25 protein-coding genes and 1 tRNA gene are annotated in these 25,884 nt (G+C 52.4%); 18 read left to right on the forward strand and 8 right to left on the reverse strand.

Translation table 11 applies throughout. The features are described from left to right. Positions 1–743: 743 nt before the first annotated feature. The 3 genes from N512_RS0106025 to N512_RS24640 are packed head-to-tail and all read right to left on the reverse strand — an operon-like array spanning position 744 to position 3,338. Positions 744–2,093, reverse strand: a complete 1,350-nt coding sequence (locus N512_RS0106025) for an ATP-binding protein (RefSeq protein ID WP_028779739.1) — start codon at positions 2,091–2,093, stop codon at positions 744–746. After that, on the reverse strand, positions 2,093–2,782 hold the full coding sequence (locus tag N512_RS0106030) for a response regulator transcription factor (protein WP_028779740.1): 690 nt from the start codon (positions 2,780–2,782) through the stop codon (positions 2,093–2,095). The genes N512_RS0106025 and N512_RS0106030 overlap by 1 nt, the downstream gene beginning before the upstream one ends. A 13-nt stretch (positions 2,783–2,795) precedes the next feature. Beyond that, complete coding sequence (locus tag N512_RS24640) at positions 2,796–3,338, reverse strand: PepSY domain-containing protein (RefSeq protein ID WP_231473527.1); 543 nt, start codon at positions 3,336–3,338, stop codon at positions 2,796–2,798. Positions 3,339–3,376: 38 nt separating this feature from the next. Here N512_RS24640 and N512_RS0106040 point away from each other — a divergent pair, with 38 nt between their 5' ends. After that, positions 3,377–4,219 carry a choice-of-anchor H family protein gene (locus N512_RS0106040; RefSeq protein ID WP_051472687.1) on the forward strand — a complete coding sequence of 281 codons (843 nt, stop codon included), beginning with the start codon at positions 3,377–3,379 and terminating at the stop codon, positions 4,217–4,219. A gap of 105 nt (positions 4,220–4,324) precedes the next feature. Here N512_RS0106040 and N512_RS0106045 read toward each other — a convergent pair whose 3' ends face one another. Next, positions 4,325–5,455: a methyltransferase gene (locus N512_RS0106045; RefSeq protein WP_028779742.1), complete on the reverse strand. Its 1,131-nt coding sequence runs from the start codon at positions 5,453–5,455 to the stop codon at positions 4,325–4,327. A 162-nt stretch (positions 5,456–5,617) separates the two neighbouring features. On the opposite strand from N512_RS0106045, the gene N512_RS0106050 reads away from it, so the two are divergent. The 17 genes from N512_RS0106050 to dinB all read left to right on the forward strand — a co-directional run bounded on the left by N512_RS0106050 (position 5,618) and on the right by dinB (position 22,714). Further along, positions 5,618–6,280 carry an alpha-ketoglutarate-dependent dioxygenase AlkB family protein gene (locus tag N512_RS0106050; protein ID WP_156029100.1) on the forward strand — a complete coding sequence of 221 codons (663 nt, stop codon included), beginning with the start codon at positions 5,618–5,620 and terminating at the stop codon, positions 6,278–6,280. Between the two features lie 75 nt (positions 6,281–6,355). Then, entirely contained in the window at positions 6,356–6,655 is a 300-nt protein-coding gene (locus tag N512_RS0106055) for a BolA family protein (RefSeq protein WP_028779744.1), read from the forward strand. A gap of 124 nt (positions 6,656–6,779) precedes the next feature. After that, positions 6,780–7,289: an S-ribosylhomocysteine lyase gene (gene luxS / locus N512_RS0106060; protein ID WP_025011876.1), complete on the forward strand. Its 510-nt coding sequence runs from the start codon at positions 6,780–6,782 to the stop codon at positions 7,287–7,289. A 132-nt stretch (positions 7,290–7,421) separates the two neighbouring features. After that, on the forward strand, positions 7,422–9,467 hold the full coding sequence (locus tag N512_RS0106065) for a TonB-dependent receptor domain-containing protein (RefSeq protein ID WP_028779745.1): 2,046 nt from the start codon (positions 7,422–7,424) through the stop codon (positions 9,465–9,467). Between the two features lie 371 nt (positions 9,468–9,838). Beyond that, positions 9,839–11,170, forward strand: a complete 1,332-nt coding sequence (locus N512_RS0106070) for a Na(+)-translocating NADH-quinone reductase subunit A (protein ID WP_028779746.1) — start codon at positions 9,839–9,841, stop codon at positions 11,168–11,170. Next, complete coding sequence (locus N512_RS0106075) at positions 11,167–12,366, forward strand: NADH:ubiquinone reductase (Na(+)-transporting) subunit B (RefSeq protein WP_028779747.1); 1,200 nt, start codon at positions 11,167–11,169, stop codon at positions 12,364–12,366. The genes N512_RS0106070 and N512_RS0106075 overlap by 4 nt, the downstream gene beginning before the upstream one ends. Continuing rightward, positions 12,359–13,147 (forward strand): Na(+)-translocating NADH-quinone reductase subunit C, encoded by a 789-nt coding sequence (locus N512_RS0106080; protein ID WP_025011873.1) that lies wholly within the window; start codon positions 12,359–12,361, stop codon positions 13,145–13,147. Before N512_RS0106075 ends, N512_RS0106080 begins: the two co-directional genes overlap by 8 nt. After that, positions 13,147–13,779 (forward strand): NADH:ubiquinone reductase (Na(+)-transporting) subunit D, encoded by a 633-nt coding sequence (locus tag N512_RS0106085; protein WP_025011872.1) that lies wholly within the window; start codon positions 13,147–13,149, stop codon positions 13,777–13,779. Before N512_RS0106080 ends, N512_RS0106085 begins: the two co-directional genes overlap by 1 nt. Positions 13,780–13,784: 5 nt before the next feature. After that, complete coding sequence (gene nqrE / locus N512_RS0106090) at positions 13,785–14,393, forward strand: NADH:ubiquinone reductase (Na(+)-transporting) subunit E (protein ID WP_025011871.1); 609 nt, start codon at positions 13,785–13,787, stop codon at positions 14,391–14,393. 45 nt (positions 14,394–14,438) lie between these two features. Further along, complete coding sequence (gene nqrF / locus N512_RS0106095) at positions 14,439–15,695, forward strand: NADH:ubiquinone reductase (Na(+)-transporting) subunit F (protein WP_025011870.1); 1,257 nt, start codon at positions 14,439–14,441, stop codon at positions 15,693–15,695. Positions 15,696–15,757: 62 nt separating this feature from the next. Beyond that, entirely contained in the window at positions 15,758–16,789 is a 1,032-nt protein-coding gene (locus N512_RS0106100; RefSeq protein WP_037474362.1) for an FAD:protein FMN transferase, read from the forward strand. Positions 16,790–16,805: 16 nt separating this feature from the next. Continuing rightward, a complete protein-coding gene (gene nqrM, locus N512_RS0106105) occupies positions 16,806–17,030 on the forward strand; it encodes a (Na+)-NQR maturation NqrM (RefSeq protein ID WP_025011868.1) in 225 nt (74 codons plus the stop codon). 104 nt (positions 17,031–17,134) lie between these two features. After that, the gene (locus N512_RS0106110; protein ID WP_028779749.1) at positions 17,135–18,115 is read left to right on the forward strand and encodes a GGDEF domain-containing protein; all 981 of its coding nucleotides are present in this window, start codon (positions 17,135–17,137) and stop codon (positions 18,113–18,115) included. Positions 18,116–18,276: 161 nt separating this feature from the next. After that, complete coding sequence (gene bfr, locus N512_RS0106115; RefSeq protein WP_025011866.1) at positions 18,277–18,750, forward strand: bacterioferritin; 474 nt, start codon at positions 18,277–18,279, stop codon at positions 18,748–18,750. Positions 18,751–18,760: 10 nt separating this feature from the next. Next, positions 18,761–19,228 (forward strand): bacterioferritin, encoded by a 468-nt coding sequence (gene bfr / locus N512_RS0106120; RefSeq protein WP_025011865.1) that lies wholly within the window; start codon positions 18,761–18,763, stop codon positions 19,226–19,228. 248 nt (positions 19,229–19,476) lie between these two features. Beyond that, positions 19,477–21,483 (forward strand): methyl-accepting chemotaxis protein, encoded by a 2,007-nt coding sequence (locus N512_RS0106125; RefSeq protein WP_028779750.1) that lies wholly within the window; start codon positions 19,477–19,479, stop codon positions 21,481–21,483. Between the two features lie 154 nt (positions 21,484–21,637). Further along, positions 21,638–22,714 (forward strand): DNA polymerase IV, encoded by a 1,077-nt coding sequence (dinB, locus tag N512_RS0106130; RefSeq protein WP_028779751.1) that lies wholly within the window; start codon positions 21,638–21,640, stop codon positions 22,712–22,714. 216 nt (positions 22,715–22,930) lie between these two features. Here dinB and N512_RS24005 read toward each other — a convergent pair whose 3' ends face one another. The 4 genes from N512_RS24005 to rpoD all read right to left on the reverse strand — a co-directional run bounded on the left by N512_RS24005 (position 22,931) and on the right by rpoD (position 25,868). Then, a complete protein-coding gene (locus N512_RS24005) occupies positions 22,931–23,059 on the reverse strand; it encodes an integrase core domain-containing protein (protein ID WP_081737098.1) in 129 nt (42 codons plus the stop codon). A gap of 115 nt (positions 23,060–23,174) precedes the next feature. Continuing rightward, positions 23,175–23,537 (reverse strand): hypothetical protein, encoded by a 363-nt coding sequence (locus N512_RS0106135; protein WP_037474364.1) that lies wholly within the window; start codon positions 23,535–23,537, stop codon positions 23,175–23,177. 226 nt (positions 23,538–23,763) lie between these two features. Further along, positions 23,764–23,840 (reverse strand) — tRNA-Ile (locus tag N512_RS0106140). A 180-nt stretch (positions 23,841–24,020) separates the two neighbouring features. Next, positions 24,021–25,868 (reverse strand): RNA polymerase sigma factor RpoD, encoded by a 1,848-nt coding sequence (gene rpoD / locus N512_RS0106145; protein ID WP_101059504.1) that lies wholly within the window; start codon positions 25,866–25,868, stop codon positions 24,021–24,023. Between the last annotated feature and the right edge of the window lie 16 nt (positions 25,869–25,884).

The following is a 25,884-nucleotide window of genomic DNA, read 5'->3' on the forward strand; positions in this document are numbered from 1 at the left end:
ATTGTGATAGCTTTCGTCCCATTTGGGTTCGATTTTTCATCATGGTATTGAACATAACCAACAGCTTTCGCATATAGGCTATCAACGCTACTTTGGGAAGCGATTATTTCCTGAGGGGGCGTCTCTCTGCAATGTTATTTGTGCCAACGGCTTTCGGCGACACCGAGGGGGGGGAGTTGGTGCAACTCTGTTAGTCCTAAAGAGCTTGAAATATTTGAGAGATCTACAGACACACACCTATTTTTCAGGCACAGACGGAACTGTGACCTTCCGAGCCAGGGATGGCGAGGCAGAGCTTACAGGGACGTACTCGCAGCGTGTCACAGGATCGCCTGTGCGAAAGGCGCACCGCAGGTGATTGGCCACAACTTAGCTAGCCGCTAGGATCAAGTTCATTGGTGAGTTTTGGCTTGAAGCAATGCTAGCCACTGTGCCAGTGGCCTAACGTCGTGGAACAAATGCATTCATGCACAACGGCCAGCTCACCATCCCTGGTTTGCGCTCGAAAGCATGTTGCTGCTCAACTCTCGCCGTGTCACGGAATTGTCTGTGCGAAAGTTCGTCTCGGACATCCTGTTCTTCACTGCATTTGGGCTTCGTGCCATCCCAGCGGTAGGCAGAAACATCCATTGCCGGAAACTTGGGCTGTGCTTATTGGCAGCATCAAGGGTGGCATTATCGCCATTTGGCAAGATTAGCCTTGTTTGAAATCGGTAAGGGGAATGAATGTACTATTCCCAATCTCAACTTCTGGGTAAAAACAGAGTGAAGCGGGCGCCGCCTAGGGGAGATTGATCTATTTGCCACTGGCCTTGGTAGCTCTGCAGCAGATCTTTGACTATCGCTAGCCCTATACCATGACCTTGTTGGTAGTTATCGGCTCTGACACCGCGCTCGAACAGCTGGGTTTTCTGCTGCTCTGTTATGCCCGGGCCATCGTCTTCAATGCAGATGTTCAGCCCTTTTTCGCTTACCCAGGTTTTGAGTACGACCTGGCTGTTTGCTGCCTTGCAGGCGTTATCCAATAGATTGCCGAGGAGTTCGGCCAGGTCGGCTTCATCGCCGTAAAACAGGGCATTTTTTGCCAGCTCAGCCTCAAACTCCAGCGCCTTGTCCGCATAAATTTTGCCAAGGGTTCGCAGCAGTTTGTCGGCCACGGTTTTGCTGTTCACCCCTTGGTGCCAAGCGCCGCTGCCGGCACTTTGGGCCCGTTTCAACTGGTGGCCTATGCTGGCGTTGATTTGGCTGATGGGCTCTTGGGCATCGCTCGGCAAAGACTTGAGGCTTTGCAGTACCGCCAGCGGTGTTTTCAGGCTATGGGCCAGATCCGACAAGGCGTTGCGATAACGTTGGCGTTGGCGCTGTTCGTTGCTTATCAGGGCATTGAGCTGGGTCGCGACCTGTTGCAGCTCCTTGGGATAGTCGCTGCCGAGATGTTGCCGTTTGCCTTGCTCAACCGCTTCGAGCTCGGCCCGAAAGCGCGCCAGTGGTTTGAGTGTCCACCAGAGCCAGCCTCCTTGTACCAGTAACAGGAACAGCATCAAAAGTCCCAGGTATTGCCAGAGCTGGCGGCTGAAGGCGCCCTGGATTTGCTCAAAGCCGGTCTGATCTTTGATGATGTGTACGGTAAAGGGAATATCCCGGCCATTATTCGAGGCCGAGGCAAAGCTGGCGCTGAAGCTGTAACTGAAGTGAGGCTTGCCCAGGAGAAGCATTTCGCCAAAGCGGCCTTCTCCGAGTGGTGGGCTTGGAAGCTTGCCCGGAGGCGGCATACCGATAAAGGAAGGTGAATGCCATACCAGTTTGCCTTGGCTGCTGACCAGGGCGTAGAGCCCGGATTGATCTATGTTGAACTGTTTGTCCTGTAATTGATCCGGCAGAACCAGCTCGCCCTGTTCCACTTCTGCCAATGCCAATACTCCATAAAGGGCGGCGCTGAGTTCATCTTTTACCGCGTGGGCCAATTGGGCACGAAAGGCATCGCTCAGGGTCACGCCGATAAGCGGCAAGAGCACCAGATTCAGCAGCAGGGCGCTGATCACCAGCCGGCCCTTGAGTGAACCGGGCAAAAGCCTTGCAGGCAAGGGCTTCATCAGGGATTATCTCTGGCAGGAAGTGCATTGAGGCGATACCCCTGACCACGCAGGGTTTCAATAAGCCCAAGCGTGCCCTCGGGATCCAGCTTCTTGCGCAAACGGCGAATAAATACCTCAATCACATTGGAGTCCAGATCAAAGTCCTGATCATAGATATGCTCGATAAGCAGACTCTTGGAAGTGACTTCGCCCTGATGCAGCATCAGATACTCGAGCAATTTGTATTCGGAGGCGCTGAGGCTGACGCTGTGTTTGCCGAGTCGCACTTCACCGCTGCTGGTATTCAGGGTGACAGGGCCACTTTGCAGCAAGGGGCTGGCCTTACCTGCGCTGCGGCGGATTAAAGCCTTGATCCTGGCGGTGAGTTCCATGGGGTGAAACGGTTTGGTGAGGTAGTCATCACCGCCGGCATCCAGGCCTTCCACCTTGTCTTGCCAGCCATCTCTGGCGGTGAGGATCAGCACAGGGTAATCCAGTCCCTTGGCACGCATCTGTTCAATCAGTGCTATGCCGCTGAGTTTGGGCAGGCCGATATCGATAATGGCGGCATCATAGGGATATTCCGCCGCCAGAAACAGGCCTTCTTCGCCGTCTGACGCCGTATCCAGATTGAAACCTGCCTCTTGCAGATGTTGTGTTAAGTTGGCCTGTAAGGCGGCATCATCTTCTACCAATAACAGTCGCATAAGCTATTTCCTGTCAGTTTGCCTGCAGGCGGCCGCTGCGGGCATCCACAGAGACATAGACAATTCGGCCGCTGTCCTGCAGCAGCTTGACCCGATAACCCGGGTTGCCGTTGACCCTGACAGACTGCACCCTGAGTACTTTGCCGCCATAAGCCTGCTTCACCAGTCTGGCGGCTTCATCGCCGCTGCGGACTTTCAGCTTGGCCTCCTGGCCCTGAGTCGTTCGTTCCGGCTTGGCAAAGGGGCCGGCATGCAGGGGCTGAGCGAAAGCCAGCGACAGCAATAGCATGATTGCCGCGATAATTCCGCTTGAGTGATAAGCTTGATGCTTGATTTTACTGCCCCTTTTCATGGTTTTGCCCTTTTGGAATCGCTTGGCCCAGTGTAAAAGATCCCCGCGGTGGATGAAATAGCCAGCCGGGTCTTCACTCTCTATCTGTCCTTCCCCCGGTATTCGCTCAGGCCCGGTCAGTTGTACTCCTTCCAAGATGAACATCGGCTGACAGAAACCGTTCATCTCATGTTCACCCAGGCTGACTTTTAATAATGCCAACAACCCGAATAAGCGCGGGATGCGCCCTGTGGAGAAGCACTATGAAATTATTATCTTACACTGTATTTAGCCTGTCGCTGTTTTTGGCTCTGTTTGGGGCTCTGCCTGCAGCCTATGCCAAGGAGCCTGTCGGCGGACAAGCCTCCATCGGCCAAAAAGCGCAGCAACCGAGCGATGAACAGGATAACTCAAGCGCCGAGCTACGGGCGGCACAACACAGGCAGTTGCTTAAGCAACTGCAGCAGGAGTGGCAATCTACCGGAGTTCAGGTTTCCGGTGAGCGCATGACCCGCGAGCAGATGATTGCCAAGAAACAGAAACTGCCCGAGAGCCAAGCCGCGCCGCAGCGGATGGTCTCCATGGCGGCCCACAGCTATTACCATGAGTTCAGCTTTTATGAGGCGGCCAGCTACCTTTATGACGATTATGACTCTGATGGCTTTTATCGCAGCTTTGCGGTGCGCTTTGATGCCGATGTTTACGGTAATGATCCGGCCGAGTCTGTGCCCGTTTATGCCGAGCTTTATCTGAGCCGCAACGGCGGTGACTGGGAGCATTACTACAGCACTGAGGTGTTCTACATTCAGGGAGACAGTACCCAGGATGACTTTGAAGTGCTCACCACGTTGGAGAGCGGCTACCCCAGCGATCATTATGATGTGCTGATCGACCTCTATGAACCCGGTTACAGTGACATAGTGGCGACCATAAGTTCTTATGAAAGCAATAGCCTCTATGCCTTGCCGCTGGAGAGTCGCGAATGGGACAGAGATGATGGCGCGACCGTGATAGTCGATGCCGGTGGCAGCCTGTCAGTGGTGGCGCTCGCAAGTCTGGTACTGCTTGGCGGTTTGCGTTACAGACGCGGCCAAGTTGCCGCCTGAAATTACAAAATTTAACTACACAGGCCGGGGTTTCTCCCGGCCTGTTTTTTCCGGGTTCCCAATGGGGGCCGGAATGGGTCAACAAGGTTTACTCTTGTTGGCCTTTTATTTGGAGGCTTGCAGGATCACAAACTTACCATTGGAGGCTATGGTCTTACAGTTGCCGAACAGGCGCTTGAGCTTGATGTGGTAGCCCAGGTGACGGTTGCCGACCACATGCAGTATGCCGCCGTTCACCAGACGCCGTCTGGCATCGAGGAACATCTGCCAGGCAATATGATCTGTGATGGCCTCTCCCTGATGAAACGGTGGGTTACAGAGCACCAGATCCGGTGCGACGCCAGCGCTCAAATGACTCAGACAGTCGTCCCAATAAAAGTGGCCGCGTTCGGCTTCAAAGCCATTGCCCTGCCAGTTGAGCCTGGCACTTTCCACGGCCATCTCTGAGTCATCGACAAAGTGAATGCTCGCCTCGGGATAACGTTTGGCCGCTGCCAGCCCCAAAACGCCATTGCCGCAGCCCAGGTCCACCACAGAGCTAAACTCACCTTCGGGGAGGTTGGCCAACATCAAACGGGCGCCGATATCCAGTTTGCCGGCGGCAAATACATTGCTGAGATTACAGATATTGAGGCCGAATTCGCCAAGGGGCCACTCGCTGGGGGCAGGCAATTCGCGTGCCTGGCCATCGGCGAAGGCGGTTATCACCCGGGTCTTTTTCCATGCCAGACTGGCGCTGGCCTGGCCCAGATGTTTGCCAATCAGGGCCAACAAGGCTTGATTGATGGATTTGGCCTTGGCGCCAATCAATACCCGGGTACCGGCGGGAAGCATATTGGCCAGCAGGGTCAGCTGCCAGGCAAAAAAGTTGAGGTTCTTGGGCAGCTTCAGCAATATGGTATCGGGTACACAAGCAGGCATTTCCCGACTGTTTAGCCAGTGAATGTCGGCATCGCTGAGATGGTTTTTCTCAAGATTCTGTCGAGCGCCAAGGTGGGAAGTGCGGGCATCCGAGCTCCAGTGAACCTTTGCATCTGGGTAACCTTGGCGAATGGCGCACAGCAGGGCTCCAAAGCTGTCGTTGATAATAAGCACAGATTGAGGCGCCTCTTCCTCGGCGAGCTGTTTGAGCAGGTGTTCATCGGCGGCATCCCAGGCCTGGAGGTTGGATTCCTGCTCTTCGGGATAGCGGTGCAGAGTGAGCTGAATATCAGCGGCTGAGAACTGGCTGGTCATATAACTGGGCTTAAAGGACGAATTTGCGCGGATTATCGCAAATACTGGCGCTCAAGGCGATATTTGCGAAAATCTGCCTTGGTCATTATGTAATAGAGAAGGCTTAAGCCGGGCAATAAGCCACAGAGAAACAATGCCATGAGTTCAAATATGAGTTCAAATATGAGTTCAAAAGAGATACAGCAGTCGCTGTTTGCGCTTGAGCCTGGGTCATCTGCTGAGTCGGCAACAGGCGTGCAGCGGTTTGAGCAGCCGCCTATGTTGCTGGTGCGCGGTTATCTCAATCCAGCCCAGCAGGATGCCATTTGGCGCGAGGCGGAGCATTATCCCCTGACTCGCCCCGAGCTTGAGATATTCGGTAAGCGTCACGCCATTCCCCGTACTCAGGTGTGGTTTGGCGATCCCGGCTGTGATTATCGCTACTCAGGGTTATTGGTCCGGGCGCTTCCCTGGCCCAAATATCTGTTACGGCTAAGGCAAAAGCTGGATCGGGATTGGCAGCTTGGCAGCAACGGCGTGCTGGTAAACCGTTATGCCGATGGCCGCGACGCCATGGGGTGGCACAGCGACGATGAACCTGAGCTGGCTGAGGGGGCTGATATCGCTTCAATCAGTCTGGGCGCCGGGCGCGATTTTGATTTGAGACACAAGCAAAGCGGCGAGAAGCTGCGGCTGAGGCTTAACCCGGGCGATCTCTTGTTGATGCGCTGGCCGATGCAGCAGGAGTGGCAACATGCATTGCCAAGAAGGTTGAAACTCACAGAGCCCAGGCTCAATCTCACCTATCGGCGGCTCAAACCGGGTTTTCATCCCCCTGGTGGTTGAAAATTGTCGGATTGATCTTTGTTCGCCGACGCAGTAACCTGCCGCCAATCCCAACAGCTTATATCAGGTTTTACCATGTCCGTTGCCCAGACCATAGAGCAGAAGTTGCGCCTTGCCCTGACACCGAGTCATATAGAAGTCATCAACGAGAGCCACAATCACCATGTGCCGCCTAATTCAGAGACGCACTTCAAGGTGATCATTGTCAGTGAAGCCTTTGATGGCAAGCGTCTGCTGGCTCGCCATAGAGAAGTGAACCAGGCCTTGGCGGAAGAACTGGCCAATGGCGTGCATGCTCTGTCCATGCATACTTATACTCAGGCCGAATGGGATGCTCAAAGCGCCGTGCCTGAGTCGCCCAAGTGCCGTGGTTAAAAGTCCTGGCTTGATAAACCGCCTACAGGGGCTGCATTTGTGTTTTGGCGCTGTAATAATAGCGCTTTGAGACGCGAAACCATTTAACAGTGCAAGCCAGCTTGCCATCCAAGGGAGAATACCCATGCCATTGTTAGACAGCTTTACCGTGGACCATACCAAGATGGAGGCACCGGCAGTGCGGGTGGCCAAGACCATGAGCACACCAAAGGGCGATACCATTACGGTATTTGACCTGCGTTTTTGCGCGCCCAACAAGGATATTCTCAGCGAGCGTGGCATTCATACTCTGGAACACCTGTTTGCCGGCTTTATGCGCGATCATCTCAATGGTGACGGAGTGGAGATCATAGATATTTCACCCATGGGTTGCCGCACCGGCTTTTATATGAGCCTTATCGGGACACCGGCAGAAGGCCGGGTTGCCGATGCTTGGTTGGCAGCCATGGAAGATGTGCTCAAGGTACAAGATCAAAAGGCTATTCCTGAGCTGAACGAATACCAGTGCGGTACCTATCAGATGCATTCTCTGGAGCAGGCGCAGGATATTGCCCGCAATATTATTGCCGCCGGTGTCAGCGTTAACCGCAACGACGATCTCAAGTTGAGTGAGGAACTGCTGAAGCAGCTCTAATCCCGCCCGGCTTACCTCGCTCAATCAAGCGGCTTGATATTTACTCAAGTCGCTTTTTTTTTGTCCGCAAATCAGTTAGTTTACAAAAATATAACATCAAATATGCGGTAACTGCTGATAGGGGATTGGGATATGAGTCAGAGGCGTGGCTTGCTTAAGGTGAGTGCCGTGGCCGGTTTGGTGAGCGGGAGTTTGGCCGGGCCGTGGGCGCATGCTTCCGAACCTTTGGCTGCTGATCATCCGGCTTTTGAGCCCGCAGCAATCAATGCCATGTACTATGACTCGGCCGAGCGGCAATTGACCGCCGGTGGCGAGCTTATCCCAACCCTGCCTGGCAGTTTCAGTATCCGCGGCGCCGGTGGCAGCGGCCATTCCGGAATGGCGATTATCGAAGACAGGGTCAATCTGGCGCCGGCACCTTATTCTGCGCCTTATCTGTGGCAACTGCCGGATCCCGATACCCTGGTTGCCAGTTCGGCCAATGCCGCCGGTAGCTTGCTCTATGGCGGTAGCGGCAGTTTTGGTGTTTTGGAAACGCAAAGCCTGGGGTTGCATGATACTCCGGGCAAGAGTGTGCGGCTTCAGGGCAATGAGGATAAAGGTTGGGGCGCCGAGGGCCGCGGTTTGATTGATGCCGATGACTATAAGGTATTGCTGCAGGCGAGCCACAGGCGCCAGCAACCCTGGCAGGAGCCGAGAAGCGCCGAGCAGGGGCAAGACGACAGTCAGACCAAGGTCCTATTCAAGATAGCGGCCAACAGCTTGCCGGGTGCCCGCAGTCGGCAACATACTGAATTCAAGTATCAGTATTCACAGCAGCGGCAGTTTTTGCCGGGAATGGGGCTGACGGCTGCCGATTGGCAACTGAATCCTGAGTTGGTGTATGGCGCTGCCACGCAGGATAGACTCAAGAGCCGCAGCCACAGATATCAGCTGTCACACCGCGTTGAGCCTACTGCCGGTTCCCGGGTGTTTACCGAGCTTTACTACCATAGCCATCACAGCTCGCAGTTGCAGATGAGTTTTGCCGATGGCGCCTTTATTCAAGGTGACGCGCTTGAGCAACTGGCGGCCTTGGATGCCGCTGCTATCGGCGCGGTTTCATTGGTCGACTTTCGCCGTGATGATGACTTCGAGGCTATGGGGCTCCAGACTCAGGCCATTACTCACTATGGTCGCCACAAGGTGAGTTACAGTGCCCGCTGGCACAGAGACAAGGCCGAGCTGACACCCGGCCTGGGGAGTTGGCTGTGGCAGGATGGACTGCTGAGTGATACCGCGCAGAGTCTGAGTGTCAGGATTGATGACAAGGCCAGTGTCTGGAGCTCGGCGGTGACGGCTGAGCTCAACTGGTCGGCCGTGACTCTGGAACTCGGCGTCGGCTATGAAGATGTCAGCTTGGAGCGCAGTAGCGAAACCGTGCCGCTTTCAGCCGCGGATTTCTCCGAAAGTGAATGGTTACCCACGGCCAAGCTCAGTTGGCGAGGGGAGGCACTGAGCCTGTTCATCAGTGCCGGCAGAGCCTGGGCGGCGGCGAGCCCCGGCAACCAGGGGCAACGCTCCCAGCAAGCCTGGCAATATGAACTCGGTGGCCGCTTTGAGTCAGGTAGGCTGAAAAGTGCACTGAGCCTTTACCAGCGAGACTTCGACAATCTGCATTTTGATTGCACGGCAAATAGCTTCTGCGACCCAGCGCTGCGCCTCAATCAATACAATCTCGGGGAAGTGGATGTCAAAGGCGCCGAACTGGCGCTCGACTACAGCCTTGACTCAGGCACTGTCAATTGGCCCATGGGACTCAAGTACCATTACACCCAAGCCAAGGCGCAGCACTCGGGTTGTCTTATGCTGAGCGGACCTTGCCTGATGGCCGATAAGCAGTTGCCCTGGTTGCCCGAGCATGCCTTGAGTCTTCATGTTGGGTTGGAGTGGGACGGCTTTAAGGCCAGGGCTCAGGGCATATATCGTTCAGAAGTGGCAAGCCTTACCCCTCAGGTGACGGCAAAGGACAGCATGCAACTGGATCTGCTGCTGAGTTATGACTTCAACTCAAAACATCAGCTCTATTTTCGCGCCGAGGATCTGCTCGATGACGCGGGCCTGTTACGTGAAGATGACACCGGCTTGTTGGCAAGTGTTGGCCGACGTTTACAGCTGGGCTACCGGATGAAATTTTGAAGCAGAGCCTCCCCGGTAAGGCCGGGGAGGTGAAATAAGTATTTTCGACTATTTGGTTGATTAATTCTTTAAAAATGAAAAGTATAACTTTATGAGTCAGGACAAAATCCTGCCTTTCGCCCGCTTGCCGCTATCTCCGCTTGTTCAACTCCGCTCGATTCTCTCTTGGTCGCTTTGAAAGCAGGTTAAAACACTACAATTTTCGTGGCGATAGCGTTGCAATTGGGGTAAAATGCGCGCGACCAGCGTGATTGCGATCGCATTTCTGTGATAAATCTGCGCTAGCTCAACGCTCGATTTTTTGTGTGAGAGTCGGGGGTTAGCAGGAACGCGGCGCATTGTCTTTCCTTCAAAACGTAGTGCATGTGGATATGATTACAATTAAGAAAGGATTGGATTTGCCTCTAGCAGGCGGACCAAAGCAAGTTATCCATGATGGCCCAGCCATTAAACACGTAGCTACTTTGGGTGAAGAGTATATTGGCTTACGTCCAACGATGAAGATCAAAGTGGGCGATAAAGTGCAAAAAGGTCAGGTGATTTTTGAAGATAAAAAGAATCCTGGCGTCAAATATACGGCTTTGGCCAGTGGCACAATATTAGAAATCAACCGCGGCGCCAAACGTGTTCTGCAGTCAGTCGTCATAGAGATCGAAGGGGACGAAGCCGTCTCTTTTGCCAAGTATGATGCCCAGGCTCTGGATACTCTGGAACCGCAGCAGGTTCGCGACAATCTGATTGAATCAGGTATGTGGACCGCATTGCGCACCCGTCCTTTCAGTAAGGTGCCGGCAGTGGATGCGACAGCAGCGGCTATCTTCGTGACAGCCATGGACACCCAGCCACTGGCTGGCGATCCTCAAGTTGTTATCGCTGAGCATAAAGACGATTTTGTCAACGGCCTGAAAGTACTGGCCCGACTGACAGACAAAGTCTTCGTCTGTAAAGCACCAGGAGCAGACATTCCAGCGGGTAATGCCCAAGTGGAAGAGTTTGCCGGTCCCCATCCAGCGGGTCTGCCTGGAACTCATATCCACTTCTTGATGCCTGCCTCTGCCCGTCGCAGCGTATGGTACCTGGGTTACCAGGACGTCATCGCGATAGGTCAGCTGTTTACCACAGGTGAACTGAACAACCAGCGCGTTGTGGCCATCACTGGCCCTAAAGCCAAGAACCCTCGCTTGGTACGCACTCTGTTGGGTGCCAGCACTCAGGCCCTGACCCAAGACGAAGCCGATGGCCAAGTTCGGGTTATCTCAGGTTCTGTGCTCAACGGCCGTACTGCAATAGGTCCCCATGCTTATATGGGACGCTACTTCCAGCAGTTGACCCTGATTGAAGAAGGCACAGAGAAAGAGTTCTTCGGTTGGGTAATGCCTGGAGCCGATAAGTTCTCCATTACCCGTGCTTTCCTGGGTCACTTGAGTCCTTCCCGTCTGTTCAATATGACCAGCAGTACCGGTGGCTCCGAGCGGGCCATGGTGCCTATCGGCAACTATGAGCGGGTGATGCCTCTGGATATTCTGCCCACTATGTTGCTGCGTGATCTGATCTCCGGTGATACCGATGGCGCCGTGGCATTGGGTGCGTTGGAGCTGGATGAAGAAGACCTGGCACTGTGTACTTTCGTATGTCCCGGTAAGTATGACTATGGTTCATACCTGCGTGACTGCTTGGAGACCGTCGAGAGGGAAGGCTTATGAGCTTGAAAGATTTTCTTGAGCGTATTGAACCGCAATTTGAAAAGGGCGGTAAATACGAGAAGTGGTATGCGCTCTATGAAGCCGCAGCGACCATTTTTTACACCCCGGGTAAAGTGAACAAGGGCAAGACCCATGTGCGCGATAACCTGGATCTGAAACGCATGATGATTACCGTCTGGGCCTGTACTTTCCCCGCCATGTTTGTCGGGATGTACAACGTGGGTCTGCAGGCGCAAATCGCCCTGGCCGCCGGCTTCGGTACTCCCGATGTTTGGCAGGTGGGTCTGTTTGAACTCTTCGGTACTCAGCTGACAGCCGATTCCGGCTGGGCCACCTTGATGTGGTATGGCGCCTGTTTCTTCCTGCCTATATATGCCGTAACCTTCGCGGTCGGTGGTATCTGGGAAGTGCTGTTCGCCTCGGTTCGTGGCCATGAAGTCAACGAAGGCTTCTTCGTGACCTCAGTGCTGTTTGCCCTGACGCTGCCTGCAACTATCCCATTGTGGATGGTGGCACTGGGTATCAGCTTCGGTGTGGTTGTCGCCAAGGAGGTGTTCGGTGGTACCGGACGTAACTTCCTCAACCCAGCACTGGCCGGTCGTGCCTTCCTGTTCTTTGCCTATCCGTTGAACATGTCCGGTGACAACTCCTGGGTGGTTGCCGACGGTTTCTCCGGCGCAACTGCGCTGAGCCAAGCGGCTTCAGGTACTCTGGACTATGCCTTCAACCAGAACTGGTGGGATGCCTTCTTCGGCTTTATTCCTGGTTCTGTCGGTGAAGTTTCCACTCTGGCTATCCTGCTCGGTGGTCTGGTTATTATCTATACCCGTATCGCTTCCTGGCGCATCGTCGGCGGCGTGATGGTTGGTATGATTGCCGTGTCACTGCTGCTGAACCAGGTCGGTTCTGAAACCAACCCCATGTTCGCCATGCCTTGGTACTGGCACCTGGTTCTGGGTGGATTTGCCTTCGGTATGATGTTTATGGCCACTGACCCTGTGTCGGCTTCCTTCACCAACCAGGCCAAATGGGCTTACGGTATCCTGATAGGTGCCATGGCAGTGTTTATCCGTGTTATCAACCCTGCATTCCCAGAGGGCATGATGCTGGCGATTCTGTTTGCCAACCTGTTTGCGCCACTGTTTGACCATTTTGTAGTCCAGGCAAACATCAAGCGGAGGATTGCTCGTGGCTAGTAATAAGGATTCGTTCGGAAGAACACTATTTGTCGTCGTTGGCCTGTGTCTTATCTGCTCGATTTTCGTATCGACCGCAGCAGTACTGCTCAAGCCAACCCAGCAGGAAAACAAACTGCTGGATAAGCAGAAGTTTATTCTGGAAGCCGCCAACCTGATCGACACCAAATCCGGCAAGGTCAGCAAAGATGTGGTTCTGGAAACTTACAAAAAGTATGTTGAAGCCAAGGTTATCGAGCTGAAAACCGGTGACGAAGTGACCGATATCAACGGCGATACCTATGATCAACAGAAAGCCTCTCGTGATCCAGCCACCTCTGTGGTGCCTGAGCATGACATTGCTTCGGTTAAGCGGATTGCCAAAAATGCTGTGGTTTATCTGGTGCGTGATGATGCCGGTAAAGTGACCAGCGTGATCCTGCCGGTTCATGGCTATGGCCTGTGGTCAACCATGTACGCCTTCCTGGCGCTGGAACCGGACATGAACACCATCCAGAACCTGGTTTATTACAACCAAGGTGAAACCCCTGGACTGGGCGGCGAAGTTGAAAACCCAAGCTGGAAAGCCAAATGGCAGGGCAAGAAGCTGTTTGACGAGCAGGGCAACATAGCTATCACAGTGACTAAAAACCCAGCCGTAGCCGAGACAGACCATGGTGTTGATGCCTTGTCCGGCGCGACCCTTACCAGTAATGGTGTTCAGCACTCGCTGACATTCTGGCTGGGCGATGAAGGTTTTGCTCGCTTTATTGAAAAAGCACGCAATGGAGGATTGAGCTAATGGCCGACAGTAAAGAACTCAAACAGGTTCTCACCGGACCTATAGTCAGCAATAACCCTATTGCGCTGCAGATCCTCGGGGTATGTAGTGCCTTGGCGGTAACCAGTAAGCTGGAAACCGCATTGGTGATGACCATAGCACTGACGGCGGTAACAGCGTTTTCCAACCTGTTTATCTCCATCATACGTAACCATATTCCTGCCAGCGTGCGGATTATTGTGCAGATGACCATTATTGCCTCGCTGGTAATCGTGGTGGATCAGGTGCTGCAGGCATACGCCTACGACATCTCCAAACAGCTGTCGGTATTCGTTGGTTTGATTATTACCAACTGTATCGTGATGGGCCGTGCCGAGGCCTATGCGATGAAGACGCCACCACTGATGAGCTTTATGGATGGTATAGGTAACGGCCTGGGTTATGGTCTGGTGCTGATGAGCGTAGGTTTCGTCCGTGAACTCTTTGGTAACGGTTCGCTGTTTGGTGTTGAGATACTCTCCAAAATCTCAGACGGTGGCTGGTATCAGCCCAACGGCCTGTTACTGCTGCCGCCAAGTGCCTTCTTCCTGATCGGTATTCTGATTTGGATAATCCGCACTTATAAGCCAGAGCAAGTAGAAGCAAAAGGGTAAGCGCGATGGAACATTATATCAGTTTGTTAATTCGCTCTGTTTTCATCGAAAACATGGCACTGGCCTTCTTCCTGGGGATGTGTACCTTCCTGGCCGTTTCCAAGAAAGTGAAGACGGCCATGGGTCTCGGGGTTGCGGTTATCGTGGTACTGACTATTTCAGTACCAGTTAACCAGATGATCTATCAGGGTATCCTGGCTCCTGGTGCATTGGCTTGGGCCGGTGTACCGGATGCCGATCTGAGCTTCCTTAAGTTCATTACCTTTATCGGTGTTATCGCAGCCTTGGTTCAGATCCTGGAAATGGCTCTGGATAAGTACTTCCCGCCACTGTACAACGCCCTGGGGATCTTCCTGCCGCTGATCACAGTAAACTGTGCGATTTTCGGTGCGGTATCCTTCATGGTTGAACGTGACTACAACCTGGGTGAGAGCCTGGTGTTCGGTTTCGGTTCCGGTTTGGGCTGGGCATTAGCTATCGTCCTGTTGGCCGGTATCCGTGAGAAGCTGAAGTATGCTGATGTGCCTAATGGTCTGCGTGGTCTGGGTATTACCTTTATCACTGCGGGTCTGATGGCCTTAGGTTTCATGTCGTTCTCTGGTGTGTCCCTTTAAGGGACACCAAGCGGCTTCCGAAATTGAACCTCTAAGGATAAGTTAATGGATATTCTTGGTATTTTTAAGTCTACTCCACTCGAGGTTTACCTCGGTGTGAGTATGTTTACCGCGATAGTTCTGATCCTGGTATTGGTGATCCTGTTCGCCAAATCCAAGTTGGTCTCCAGCGGTGATATTACTATTGGCATCAACGGTGACCCAGAGAAGGCGATTACTACTGCTGCCGGTGGCAAGTTGCTGGGCGTTTTGGCCAACAACGGTATTTTCGTGTCATCTGCCTGTGGTGGCGGTGGCTCTTGTGGTCAGTGTCGTGTCAACGTTAAGTCCGGTGGCGGCGATATTCTGCCAACCGAACTGGATCATATCAGCAAGGGTGATGCCCGTAAGGGGTGCCGACTGTCTTGTCAGGTTAACGTCAAGTCAGATATGGAAATTGAGCTGGATGAAGAGATCTTCGGCATCAAGAAATGGGAATGTACTGTTATCTCCAACGATAACAAGGCAACCTTCATTAAAGAGCTTAAGCTACAGATCCCTGATGGCGAGTCAGTACCTTTCCGTGCCGGTGGTTATATTCAGATTGAAGCCCCGGCTCACCATGTGAAGTATAAAGACTTCGATATTCCAGCAGAGTATCGTGGTGACTGGGAACACTTTGGTTTCTTCAACCTGGAATCCAAGGTTGATGAAGAAACCATTCGTGCATACTCTATGGCCAACTATCCAGAAGAGTTTGGCATTATCATGCTGAACGTGCGGATTGCTACGCCTCCACCACGGAATTTGAGCCTGCCTTGTGGTAAGATGTCGTCTTACATCTGGAGTCTCAAGCCAGGTGATAAAGTCACTATCTCCGGCCCATTCGGTGAGTTCTTTGCCAAAGATACCGATGCTGAAATGGTCTTTATCGGTGGTGGTGCAGGTATGGCGCCTATGCGTTCTCATATCTTCGACCAGCTCAAGCGTCTTAAGTCCAAGCGTAAGATGAGTTTCTGGTACGGTGCCCGTTCCAAGCGCGAAATGTTCTATGTTGAAGATTTCGATGGCCTGGCGGCTGAGAATGATAACTTTGTCTGGCATGTGGCCCTGTCAGATCCTCAGCCTGAGGATAACTGGGATGGCTACACAGGCTTCATTCACAACGTGCTTTATGAGAACTACCTCAAGTCGCACGACGCCCCTGAAGATTGTGAGTTCTACATGTGTGGACCTCCAATGATGAACGCAGCGGTAATTGCTATGCTGAAAGATCTTGGCGTTGAAGATGAAAACATCCTTCTGGATGACTTCGGTGGCTAAGCATTAGTTCATTCCCTGGCACTGCCTTTTGGCAGTGCCAGTTTGTAAGGGAAATTCATAGTATGCAGTTCAAGACCGCTAAGTTTACAACGCTGGCAAATTGGCTGGTCCTTATGGGATTGGCCTTTTTTGTTTCTGGTTGCAGCAGTCAGGATGAAGTGATTGCGCTCTCCGGCAGCACCATGGGCACCACTTATCATATTAAGGTGGTTAACAGCAAAGGTTTGCCGGATGCCCAGTTGTTGCAGGCTGAAATCGATATGGCACTGGAGCAGGTGAACGATCAGATGTCGACCTACAGACCCGACTCCGAGCTTTCGCGTTTCAATCAGCTCAAGCAAGGCCAGAGTTTGACAGTTTCAGCCGATACCATTACCAATATCCGTGAAGGTATCAGGTTATATCAGCTCACTGACGGCGCACTCGATATCACCCTGGGGCCCTTGGTCAACCTGTGGGGTTTTGGCCCGGACAAACGGCCTCTGGAAGTGCCTTCTGCCGAGCAGATAGCCGAAGCCAAGGCGCGGATGGGGATAGATGCCATTCAGATAGAAGGGGACCTGCTCAGCAAGAGTCAGTCCAGCGTCTATGTGGACTTGTCATCCATAGCCAAAGGATTCGGGGTCGATAAAGTGGCTCGTTTGCTGGATAAGTATCAGCCCAAAGGTTATCTGGTGGAGATTGGCGGTGAGATCAGTGTCAAGGGAAGCAAAGGCGATGGCAAACCCTGGCGGGTGGCGATAGAGCAGCCGGCGGATAATGGCCGGGCGGTGCAACAGGTGATAGAGCCGGGCACCATGGCCATGGCTACCTCGGGCGACTATCGTAACTACTATGAGGAGGACGGACAGCGCTTCACTCATATTATCGACCCTCGCAGTGGCTTTCCGGTAGAGCACAGACTGGCCTCTGTCACTGTTTTGCACCCTGAGTGTATGACGGCCGATGGTTTTGCCACTGCCATGATGGTGATGGGCACAGAAGCCTCGCTGGCCCTGGCCGAAAAGGAAAAGCTGGCCATCATGCTGATTGAAAAACAGGACCAAGGGTTTAAGGTATACTATAGCTCTGCGTTTAAAGCCTTCGTCCACTAGAGTAATTGGAGCCTTTATGAGTACTTTTATTGCGGCCTTTGTGATTCTGCTGGCGTTTTTCCTGCTGATGTCTGTGGGTTATTTAATCAAGCGCAAGGCGGTACAGGGCAGCTGTGGTGGCCTCGGGGTCTTGGGCATAGAAAAGGCCTGCGACTGTGATGAGCCCTGCGATAAACGCAAGGCCCGTGAAGCGGCTGAAGAAGCCCGGCGCGAGCGTTTAACCAAAGATAGAATTATTTGAAAAAGGGCCTCTTCGGAGGCCTTTTTTTCGCCCGCTCCGCCCGTTAATTCCTGCTGTACTACACTCTGTGGCATGGACAAGCGCTCTGTAGAGGAGATATGCCGATGAGCAGAGAGCCGGAAGCTATTCTCGATTCAGTGGTACAGTTGACCGAGCAGCGGCAGTTGGATTCTCTTGCCGAGAGCCTGGTGTCCACAGTATCGCAAATGCTCAACATAGATGAGGTGTGTATCCTGGATGTGGATAAGCTCACCAAGCGTAAAGGGGGCCTGGATGGCCAGCGCAATGTTAACGGCGCCACCTTGGCTGTATCGGTCAAACTCTGTATCGAACAACAAAGGGAGATCTGTTTCTCCAACGGTCTGCACCAGGAGTTGGCCGTTCCCATCATCATCAACGATAAACTCACCAAGGTGCTCTTGGTCAGCGCGCCTTTATTGACTGAGCAAGATATGGTTTTGCTCAGAGGTTTTGCCAAAGTCTATGAGAACTATTTCCACATAGTGGTGGAGAGTGAAACCGACAGCCTTACCAATCTATTGAACCGTAAAGCCTTTTTGCCACAGTTATACAGTTCGGTGGAAATTGCCTGTGAACTCAAGCAGGAACAGGCGAGTATGGACGCCGAAGAGGAGCTCAAGCTGTGGATTTGCATTTTCGATATAGACTACTTCAAGAAAATCAACGATACCTTCGGCCACCTCTATGGCGATGAAGTCCTGTTGCAGGTTTCGGCGCTGATGAAGCAGGTGTTTAACCCTCAGGATCTCATGTTCCGTTTTGGCGGTGATGAGTTTGTTATCCTGCCGGCGCCGCGTACCCGCAGTGCCTTGCTTAAGCTGTGTCAGGAGTTTACCCACAGGCTGGCCAAATTGCAGCAGGAGCGGTTGGGCGGGATCCGCATCTCTATGGGCATTGTGGGGATAGATCCCCGGGTTGAGCCCGGAACCTTGCTCAATCAGGCCGACAACGCACTGTATTTTGTTAAAGGCAATGGTCGCAACCAAGTGGCGTTTTATGGGCAACTGTTGGAAGAAGGCAAGCTCCAGGGGCCACAGATAGAAGATGATATCGAGCTTTTTTAATCACTTGTGCTTAAAATCAGCTTGCTAACCTTAGTTAAAATGATAATGGTTATCTTTTGTAAGTTTGTGAAATTAAAGGTTAATTTGTAATGCGTCCCGCTTTGGGCTAGGCTGGAAACATTGACTTGGATCAAGTTTAATCAAAGCTAAAGGACGAGATAATGAAAGGTCATCCCAAAGTGGTGTCCCAGCTCAACAAGGTGTTGACCTGTGAGCTGACAGCCATCAATCAGTACTTCCTTCATGCCCGCATGTTCAAGAACTGGGGCCTGGAAGGACTCAACCACAAAGCCTACAAGAAATCGATTCAGGATATGAAGCACGCCGACAAGCTTATCGAGCGGGTGTTGTTTCTCGAAGGCCTGCCCAACTTGCAACAGTTGGACAAGTTACGCATAGGTGAACACAGCGAAGAGATGCTGGCCTGTGACAAACAGATGCTGGAAGAGCAACTGACAGTGCTGCGAGATGCCATTGCCCTGTGTGAGACTGAGCGTGATTATGTCAGTCGCGATATCCTCGAGGATCTGCTGGAAGATGAAGAGGAACACCTGGATTGGCTGGAAGCTCAGTTTGAGCTGATAAGCCTGACCGGACTGGCGAACTATCTGCAGTCACAGATTGAGAAAGAATAAGGAGACAGGTATGAAAGGCCATCAGCAAGTCATAGATGTGCTCAACAAGCTGCTGACCGGGGAACTGTCGGCAATGGATCAGTACTTTGTGCATGCTCATATGTATGAAGACTGGGGGCTGAATGAGCTCTATGAGCGGATCAAGCATGAGTCGGACGATGAAAGAGAGCATGCCGCCAAGTTGATTGCACGGATCCTGTTTCTGGAAGGCACTCCGGATGTTGCCAGTCGCGACGCCCTCACCATAGGCAAGAATGTGCAGGAGATGCTGCACAACGACTTGCAATATGAATATAAGGTTGCCGCCAACTTGAGAGAAGCCATCACCCTGTGTGAGCAACTCAAGGACTATCAGAGCCGGGAGTTGTTGGAGCTATTGCTGGAAGAAACCGAAGACGATCACATGTATTGGCTGGAGAAACAGCTGGGCCTTATCGACAAGGTTGGGTTACAGAATTACATCCAGTCCAAGATGTAACGGTATCAAAGCCGTCACGACAGGAGCCGCTATTGCGGCTCTTTTGCTATCTGGTGTTGCATTGAGCCTGAGTTAAATTTGAATGCACTTGAGTTGGGCAATAAGGCACTGAATTGCTTCGGTTTGGTGCAGGGGATTGTTTACATAGAAAATTATATTGTTTCTTGTCATTTAGTATTCAAAATTGTTAACAGATTCTGATACATTGCTGGTTTCCTTAAATAAAAATATAACAAATAGGACTCGCAATGGAGCAGATAAGACGTTCTCTCAGTTTGCAACTTGTATTGGCTATCGTCGGTGCCCTGGCGCTGTTGTTGTCTATAGTGGCCGTCGTGATGGTCAAGAGCAGCAGCGACGATACCCGTGCCCGCATAGATCAGGACATATCGGCGCTGATCACCCTCAAGGCCAATGAAATCGGCAATTACTTCTACGCCAAGGGGCAGATTATTCACTCTGTCTTTGCTAACCCTGCCATCAATAACTGGTTTGCCAAATACCATAGCCGTGGCTCAGATCTCAGCCTCGATCCCGGCTATCAACAGCTGGTGGATTACTTCCACTTTTTCTCCGAGCAGGACAAGGAGATCAAGTCGGTGTTCTTCGGCTCGGCCAATACCTTCGAGTACTTTGATCTCAATGGCCGTTACGATGGCGATCCCGACTACTACACCAACAAACGTCCCTGGTGGCAGGAGGCGATAGACAAAAATGGTTTGTTTGTCGGCGACCCGGCAGTGGATGCCAACGACGGCTCAATCTCGGCCACGGTCAAGACAGTAGTCAAGGATGCCAATGGTCGCCTGATAGGCATAGGCGGTATGGATATTCTCATCGATACCATAGGTAAAAACCTGCTGGCGCCAATCAAATACCGGGGCGAAGGCCAGGCGTTTTTGATGACGGAGCAGGGAAAGCTGGTTTACTTCCCGGGTTTTAATCAAACGTTCCCCGCCGGCTCTGATGCGGCCGTTATTGACAATCTCAGCGGCGACAATCAGGGTTTTAGTGAACTGAAACGTGAAATGCAAACCCGGGATGCCGGTATTGCCGAAGTCACTTATCAGGGAGAGTTGCAGCGGGTGAGCTACATTGCCATTCGCGGTGACTATCCCAAAGTGCGCTGGTATTTGGGGTTCATGTTGCCCAATGAAGTGTTTCAGGCACCGGTGAAGCAAAGCCTTTGGCAAACCAGCCTGGTCTCAGTGGGGATTATTTTACTGGTGGCGTTAACCGTTTTCCTGATGATGTTGCCGTTTCGGCGTAATCTCAATAGCCTGCTGCACACCATGGAAGATATCGCCGAGGGTGAGGGCGACTTGTCACGCCGCATTGAAATCAACCGCGCCGATGAACTTGGGCGTCTCGGCGCGGCATTCAACCGTTTTGCCGCCAAGGTGCAGAGTCTGTTGCTGGAAACCCGTGAACTCAGTGGTCGGGTGGATAATGGGGTTGCCGCCGCGGCTGAAGTGTGTGACAACGCACTGGCCTCTGTCAGCGCCCAGAAACAGGAAATTGCCTCAGTGGCCACAGCCGCTACCGAAATGGCCCACACAAGCCAGGAGATGGCGACCAGCGCCCAACGAGCCGCCGAGTTTGCCGAGACGGCGCTGTTGCAGTCAAGAAACGGCGCAGATGTGGTGCAGCAGGCCAGTCAGGGAATGCACTCACTTTCTACTCAGGTCAACCAAGCCGCCGGGGTTATTCGGGCGCTCAGAAGCAGCTCAGAGGAAATAGGCGAGGTGCTCAGTGTGATCCGCGCCATTGCCGAGCAAACCAATCTGCTGGCACTCAACGCCGCCATTGAAGCGGCCCGCGCCGGCGAGCAGGGAAGGGGCTTTGCGGTTGTGGCCGATGAGGTGCGTACCCTGGCATCCCGCACTCAGGACTCCACGACCAATATTCAGGGCATTATTCAGACTCTGCAGCAACAGGCACAACAAGCCGAACAGGTGATGGAAGCCGGAGTCATGGAGGCCAACCAGGGCCAAAGTCTGACTCTGGAAGTGGAGAGGGCACTGACAGAAATAACTGCGGCAGTGGATGCCATCCAGCTGCAAACCATGGAGATCACTGCGGCTATAGGCCAGCAGGCTGTGGTGGCCGAAGAAGTGGCCTGCAACATTGAAAATGTCCGTGGCCGCTCCGATGAATCCCTGAGCGCCAGCGAAGAGCTGTCACATCAGATGCAGGCATTCCAACAGTTGGCCACGGCTCTGGGGCGTAACATAGGTCAGTTCCGCATCGATTAAGACGAGCTTTAAATCCATTAAGGAGAGCCCTGGCTCTCCTTTTTTGCTCTCGATTGATCTGCTTTTTCGTTATCCTGGCTTGTTAACTGTTTTTTTATACAGTACTCTGTTTGTGTCCGGCTCGACCGAGCCCTTTGAGATCCGGAAAGCAAGCTTGAGAAAGATCATACATATCGACATGGACTGCTATTTTGCCGCGGTGGAGATGCGTGATTTTCCAGAATATCGTGGCCGACCTCTGGCCGTCGGCGGCAGCAGTGACAGACGCGGGGTGATAAGCACCTGCAATTATGAGGCGCGTAAATTCGGCGTTCGTTCTGCCATGGCCTCGGCCTATGCGTTAAAGCTTTGCCCGGATCTGCTGCTGATCCCCGGGCGCATGTCTGTCTATAAGGAAGTCTCGGCAGAGATCCGGGCCATCTTCGCCCGCTATACCTCACTGATTGAACCTCTGTCGCTGGATGAAGCCTACCTGGATGTATCCGATAGCTCGTTATACCAAGGCTCGGCCACCCTAATTGCCGAGGCTATTCGCGCCGATATCCTGGCGGAAACCGGCCTGACGGCTTCGGCAGGTATCGCCCCGGTCAAGTTTCTCGCCAAGGTGGCATCGGATCTCAACAAGCCCAACGGCCAGTATGTGGTCACGCCACAGGCACTGCCCGAGTTTGTAAAAAACCTGCCGCTTATCAAGATCCCCGGCGTCGGTAAGGTCACCGCCCAGAAGCTGGCCGATATGGGGCTGCATACCTGCGCGGATGTGCAAAAGGTGCCGCTGACCAAGTTGCAACAGCGGTTTGGAAAGTTTGGTACCTTGCTTTATGAAAGGGCTCAGGGGATAGACGAGCGTGAACTGACCATCAACCGAGAGCGCAAGTCTGTTGGGGTAGAAACCACGCTGGCAGAGGATATTCATACCCTGGCCCAGTGTCGCCAGGTAATGCCACAGTTGGTGCAGGAGTTGGCCCGCCGTCTGGAGCGCGGAGCCAAAGACAGGCAAATTCATAAGCTGGTGGTCAAACTCAAGTTCAGTGACTTTAAACAGACCACTATAGAAACCCGCTCGAGTGAGTTATCTGTGCGCCTGCTGGATGACTTGCTGACCCAGGCATTGCAAAGAGCCAACGGCCGTGGCATCCGTCTGCTGGGGGTGGCTGCCGGGCTGGTCAGCCAAGATGACAGCCACTCACCGGCAGAGGAAGCTTTGCAGCAGTTGGACCTGGCTTTCTAATCCCCAATTGACGGTTTGCACTCAGCGAGGGGATAAACAAGCTCCATTTCTGTTCCATATGGGCTCTCTATAGCAGGTTTTCAGCGTATTCCGACTCACAAGCATAGCTGGCGATACTTTGCCACTGTCGCAGTGTAAGTCTTACTGTATATACGTAATTATAAGCTCTGACCTTTCCCCGAGATTAGTACCAATCTCTTGATGAGATTTTCCAGCTTATGCTGCCTGCTTGGCATACTTAACAGGCGGCATATAGTTCAGCGAACTATGTGGGCGAACGTGGTTGTAGTGTTCACGCCATAGCTCGACTTCGTATTTGACATAGCTAGAGGAGTTTTCGGACACCTTTAACGCAAGTTTTCTTACTCTATAAAAAGGATATGTTTACATCAAAGAAGAAAGCCAATACTAAGTATTGGCTATGCAGTATTTTCTAAGTTCAAGGGGGACTTTCAGAAAGTTAGATAGATTTCTTACAACCTTCTTTACTTTGATCTATCAGTAAATCGCCCTCAACCCTTAAACCGATAGTGCCGATAATAAACGAGTGATTAAGCTGAGTTACAACAACATCAGTTAGGCCAACTGCACACTTGTTTGTCTCAATAGCACGATCCATAGCGGTTTTAACATTAGGGATGCCAAATGGAAATAGGAACACACCATAGGAGTCTTCCCCTGTTACTCGCTCACCTTTTACTAATTGGCCAGAATTTAAATTAACATTCTTCGTGCTGCCTACTGTTAGATCTGCGACACGAACAGTACAGCCTGAAACTAATAAAGAAAAAATGATTGCGCAACCAATCGATAACTTATTCATTTTTAACACTTCCTATGTCTTTTATTGGACTTAATGGTTGCAATGATATGCCCTTATCCTATGGCAAGGAAGAAATAAGTTAATCATTTTGTGAGAAATACCCAAGGAGAGACGAGATGATGAGTTAGCAAGATCTTTTCTAATGCGAGTTTGAATACTACAGCACCCAGTATCCCAGAAAGCACAAAGGCTTAGCTAAATTGAGTTAGCTAAGCCTTCGAAAAAGTGGTGGCCCCTCCCAGACTCGAACTGGGGACCTAACGATTATGAGTCGTGTGCTCTAACCAACTGAGCTAAGGGGCCAGCTTAAGGCAATCGTCATCACCAGAAGCGGGACAGAGTATACGAAGTTTAATCGTGCTTGTCACCCGTGTTTTGCGCATTATTGATGTCATTGCTTTCAAGTGGTTATCTGTTAATCAGACTTGAGGCATAACGGCAATAAAAAACCCCGCGTAGCGGGGTTTTTGTACAAAAGCTTGCTTACTCGTCCAGGAAGGACTTGAGGATTTCCGAGCGGCTCGGGTGACGCAGCTTACGCAGTGCCTTGGCCTCAATCTGACGAATACGTTCACGGGTAACGTCGAACTGCTTGCCCACTTCTTCCAGGGTGTGGTCAGTGTTCATGTCGATACCAAAACGCATTCTGAGGACCTTGGCTTCACGGGCTGTCAGGCCTGCCAGCACTTCATGAGTGGCGCTCTTGAGGCTTTCGCTGGTGGCGCTGTCCAGTGGCAACTCGAGGGTAGTATCCTCGATGAAATCCCCCAGATGCGAATCTTCATCGTCCCCGATAGGGGTCTCCATGGAGATAGGCTCTTTGGCGATTTTCAGCACTTTGCGGATCTTATCTTCCGGCATCATCATCCGCTCGGCCAGCTCTTCCGGAGAAGGCTCGCGTCCCATTTCCTGCAGCATCTGCCGCGAGATACGGTTGAGCTTGTTGATGGTTTCTATCATGTGTACCGGGATACGTATGGTACGGGCCTGGTCCGCGATGGAGCGGGTAATGGCCTGACGGATCCACCAGGTAGCATAGGTAGAAAACTTATAGCCACGACGGTATTCAAACTTGTCTACTGCCTTCATCAGACCTATGTTGCCTTCCTGGATCAGATCCAGGAACTGCAGGCCACGGTTGGTGTATTTCTTGGCGATAGAAATAACCAGACGTAAGTTGGCTTCAACCATTTCCTTCTTGGCACGGCGAGCCTTGGCTTCACCTATGCTCATGCGGCGGTTGATGTCTTTGATTGAGGCGATAGACAGGCCGGTTTCGGCTTCGATGGCTTCCAGCTTGGCGCGGCAACGCAGCACGTCTTCCTCGACCATTTTCAGGCCTTCGGCGTATGGCTTGCCGGAGTTCATCTCGGCGTTGAACCAGCTGATATCTGTTTCGTTGCCGGTGAAGAGCTTAACAAAGTTCTTCTTCGGCATTTTGGCCTGTTCAACACAAAGCTTGAGGATCAGGCGTTCCTGAACCCGCACTTTGTCCATCATGCTGCGCATGCTCTTGACCAGACGGTCAAACTGTTTGGGCACCAGACGGAACTCTTTGAAAATTTCGCCGATGTGGAACAGAGCCGCGACTGACTCGGGGTGATCGCGCCCCTTGAGTTCGATGAGCTTCAGTGAGTTTTCATAGACGGCACGCAGTTGGCCGAAACGCTCACGGGCTTCTTCCGGATCCGGGCCTTTGGAGCCTTCATCTTCGGAATCGCTGTCGTCATCTTCGTCATCATCGTCCATATCATCTTCATCATCCAGATCATCATCGGACAATTCAGAACCAATATGGGTGGCGCTTGGGCCTACATCGTCTTCGTCGGGATTGACAAATCCAGAGATAATGTCGGATAGGCGGATCTCTTCGGCCTCGAACTGATCAAACTGTTCGAGGATCATGGCGATCGCCTGTGGGTACTCGGCGACAGAGCTCTGTACCGTATTGATGCCTTCTTCGATACGCTTGGCGATCTGAATTTCGCCTTCGCGGGTCAGCAGTTCCACTGTACCCATTTCGCGCATATACATACGCACTGGGTCTGTGGTGCGGCCCAGCTCGCTCTCGACTGAGGCCAGGGCGGCGGCGGCTTCCTCGGCGGCATCTTCATCCGTGCTGTCTTCCGACATCATAATGTCATCGACATCCGGTGCTTCTTCAAACACTCGGATACCCATGTCATTTATCATCTGGATAATATCTTCGATCTGGTCGGAATCGACCATATCTGCAGGCAAGTGGTCATTCACTTCTGCATAGGTTAGGTAACCTTGCTCTTTGCCTTTGGCGAGCAACAGTTTAAGTTGCGACTGCGGAGTTTGATCCATAGATATCATCCAAGTT

This window comes from Shewanella sp. 38A_GOM-205m, assembly GCF_000518445.1.
GTDB classification, from domain to species: domain Bacteria; phylum Pseudomonadota; class Gammaproteobacteria; order Enterobacterales; family Shewanellaceae; genus Shewanella; species Shewanella algae.

Bases quoted from the DNA above. Each gene is read 5' to 3' on its own strand.
- N512_RS0106025 (WP_028779739.1), bottom strand. From the start codon at position 2,093: ATGAAGCCCTTGCCTGCAAGGCTTTTGCCCGGTTCACTCAAGGGCCGG.
- N512_RS0106030 (WP_028779740.1), bottom strand. From the start codon at position 2,782: ATGCGACTGTTATTGGTAGAAGATGATGCCGCCTTACAGGCCAACTTA.
- N512_RS0106040 (WP_051472687.1), top strand. From the start codon at position 3,377: ATGAAATTATTATCTTACACTGTATTTAGCCTGTCGCTGTTTTTGGCT.
- N512_RS0106045 (WP_028779742.1), bottom strand. From the start codon at position 5,455: ATGACCAGCCAGTTCTCAGCCGCTGATATTCAGCTCACTCTGCACCGC.
- N512_RS0106050 (WP_156029100.1), top strand. From the start codon at position 5,618: ATGAGTTCAAAAGAGATACAGCAGTCGCTGTTTGCGCTTGAGCCTGGG.
- N512_RS0106055 (WP_028779744.1), top strand. From the start codon at position 6,356: ATGTCCGTTGCCCAGACCATAGAGCAGAAGTTGCGCCTTGCCCTGACA.
- luxS (WP_025011876.1), top strand. From the start codon at position 6,780: ATGCCATTGTTAGACAGCTTTACCGTGGACCATACCAAGATGGAGGCA.
- N512_RS0106065 (WP_028779745.1), top strand. From the start codon at position 7,422: ATGAGTCAGAGGCGTGGCTTGCTTAAGGTGAGTGCCGTGGCCGGTTTG.
- N512_RS0106070 (WP_028779746.1), top strand. From the start codon at position 9,839: ATGATTACAATTAAGAAAGGATTGGATTTGCCTCTAGCAGGCGGACCA.
- N512_RS0106075 (WP_028779747.1), top strand. From the start codon at position 11,167: ATGAGCTTGAAAGATTTTCTTGAGCGTATTGAACCGCAATTTGAAAAG.
- N512_RS0106085 (WP_025011872.1), top strand. From the start codon at position 13,147: ATGGCCGACAGTAAAGAACTCAAACAGGTTCTCACCGGACCTATAGTC.
- nqrE (WP_025011871.1), top strand. From the start codon at position 13,785: ATGGAACATTATATCAGTTTGTTAATTCGCTCTGTTTTCATCGAAAAC.
- nqrF (WP_025011870.1), top strand. From the start codon at position 14,439: ATGGATATTCTTGGTATTTTTAAGTCTACTCCACTCGAGGTTTACCTC.
- N512_RS0106100 (WP_037474362.1), top strand. From the start codon at position 15,758: ATGCAGTTCAAGACCGCTAAGTTTACAACGCTGGCAAATTGGCTGGTC.
- nqrM (WP_025011868.1), top strand. From the start codon at position 16,806: ATGAGTACTTTTATTGCGGCCTTTGTGATTCTGCTGGCGTTTTTCCTG.
- N512_RS0106110 (WP_028779749.1), top strand. From the start codon at position 17,135: ATGAGCAGAGAGCCGGAAGCTATTCTCGATTCAGTGGTACAGTTGACC.
- bfr (WP_025011866.1), top strand. From the start codon at position 18,277: ATGAAAGGTCATCCCAAAGTGGTGTCCCAGCTCAACAAGGTGTTGACC.
- bfr (WP_025011865.1), top strand. From the start codon at position 18,761: ATGAAAGGCCATCAGCAAGTCATAGATGTGCTCAACAAGCTGCTGACC.
- N512_RS0106125 (WP_028779750.1), top strand. From the start codon at position 19,477: ATGGAGCAGATAAGACGTTCTCTCAGTTTGCAACTTGTATTGGCTATC.
- N512_RS0106135 (WP_037474364.1), bottom strand. From the start codon at position 23,537: ATGAATAAGTTATCGATTGGTTGCGCAATCATTTTTTCTTTATTAGTT.
- rpoD (WP_101059504.1), bottom strand. From the start codon at position 25,868: ATGGATCAAACTCCGCAGTCGCAACTTAAACTGTTGCTCGCCAAAGGC.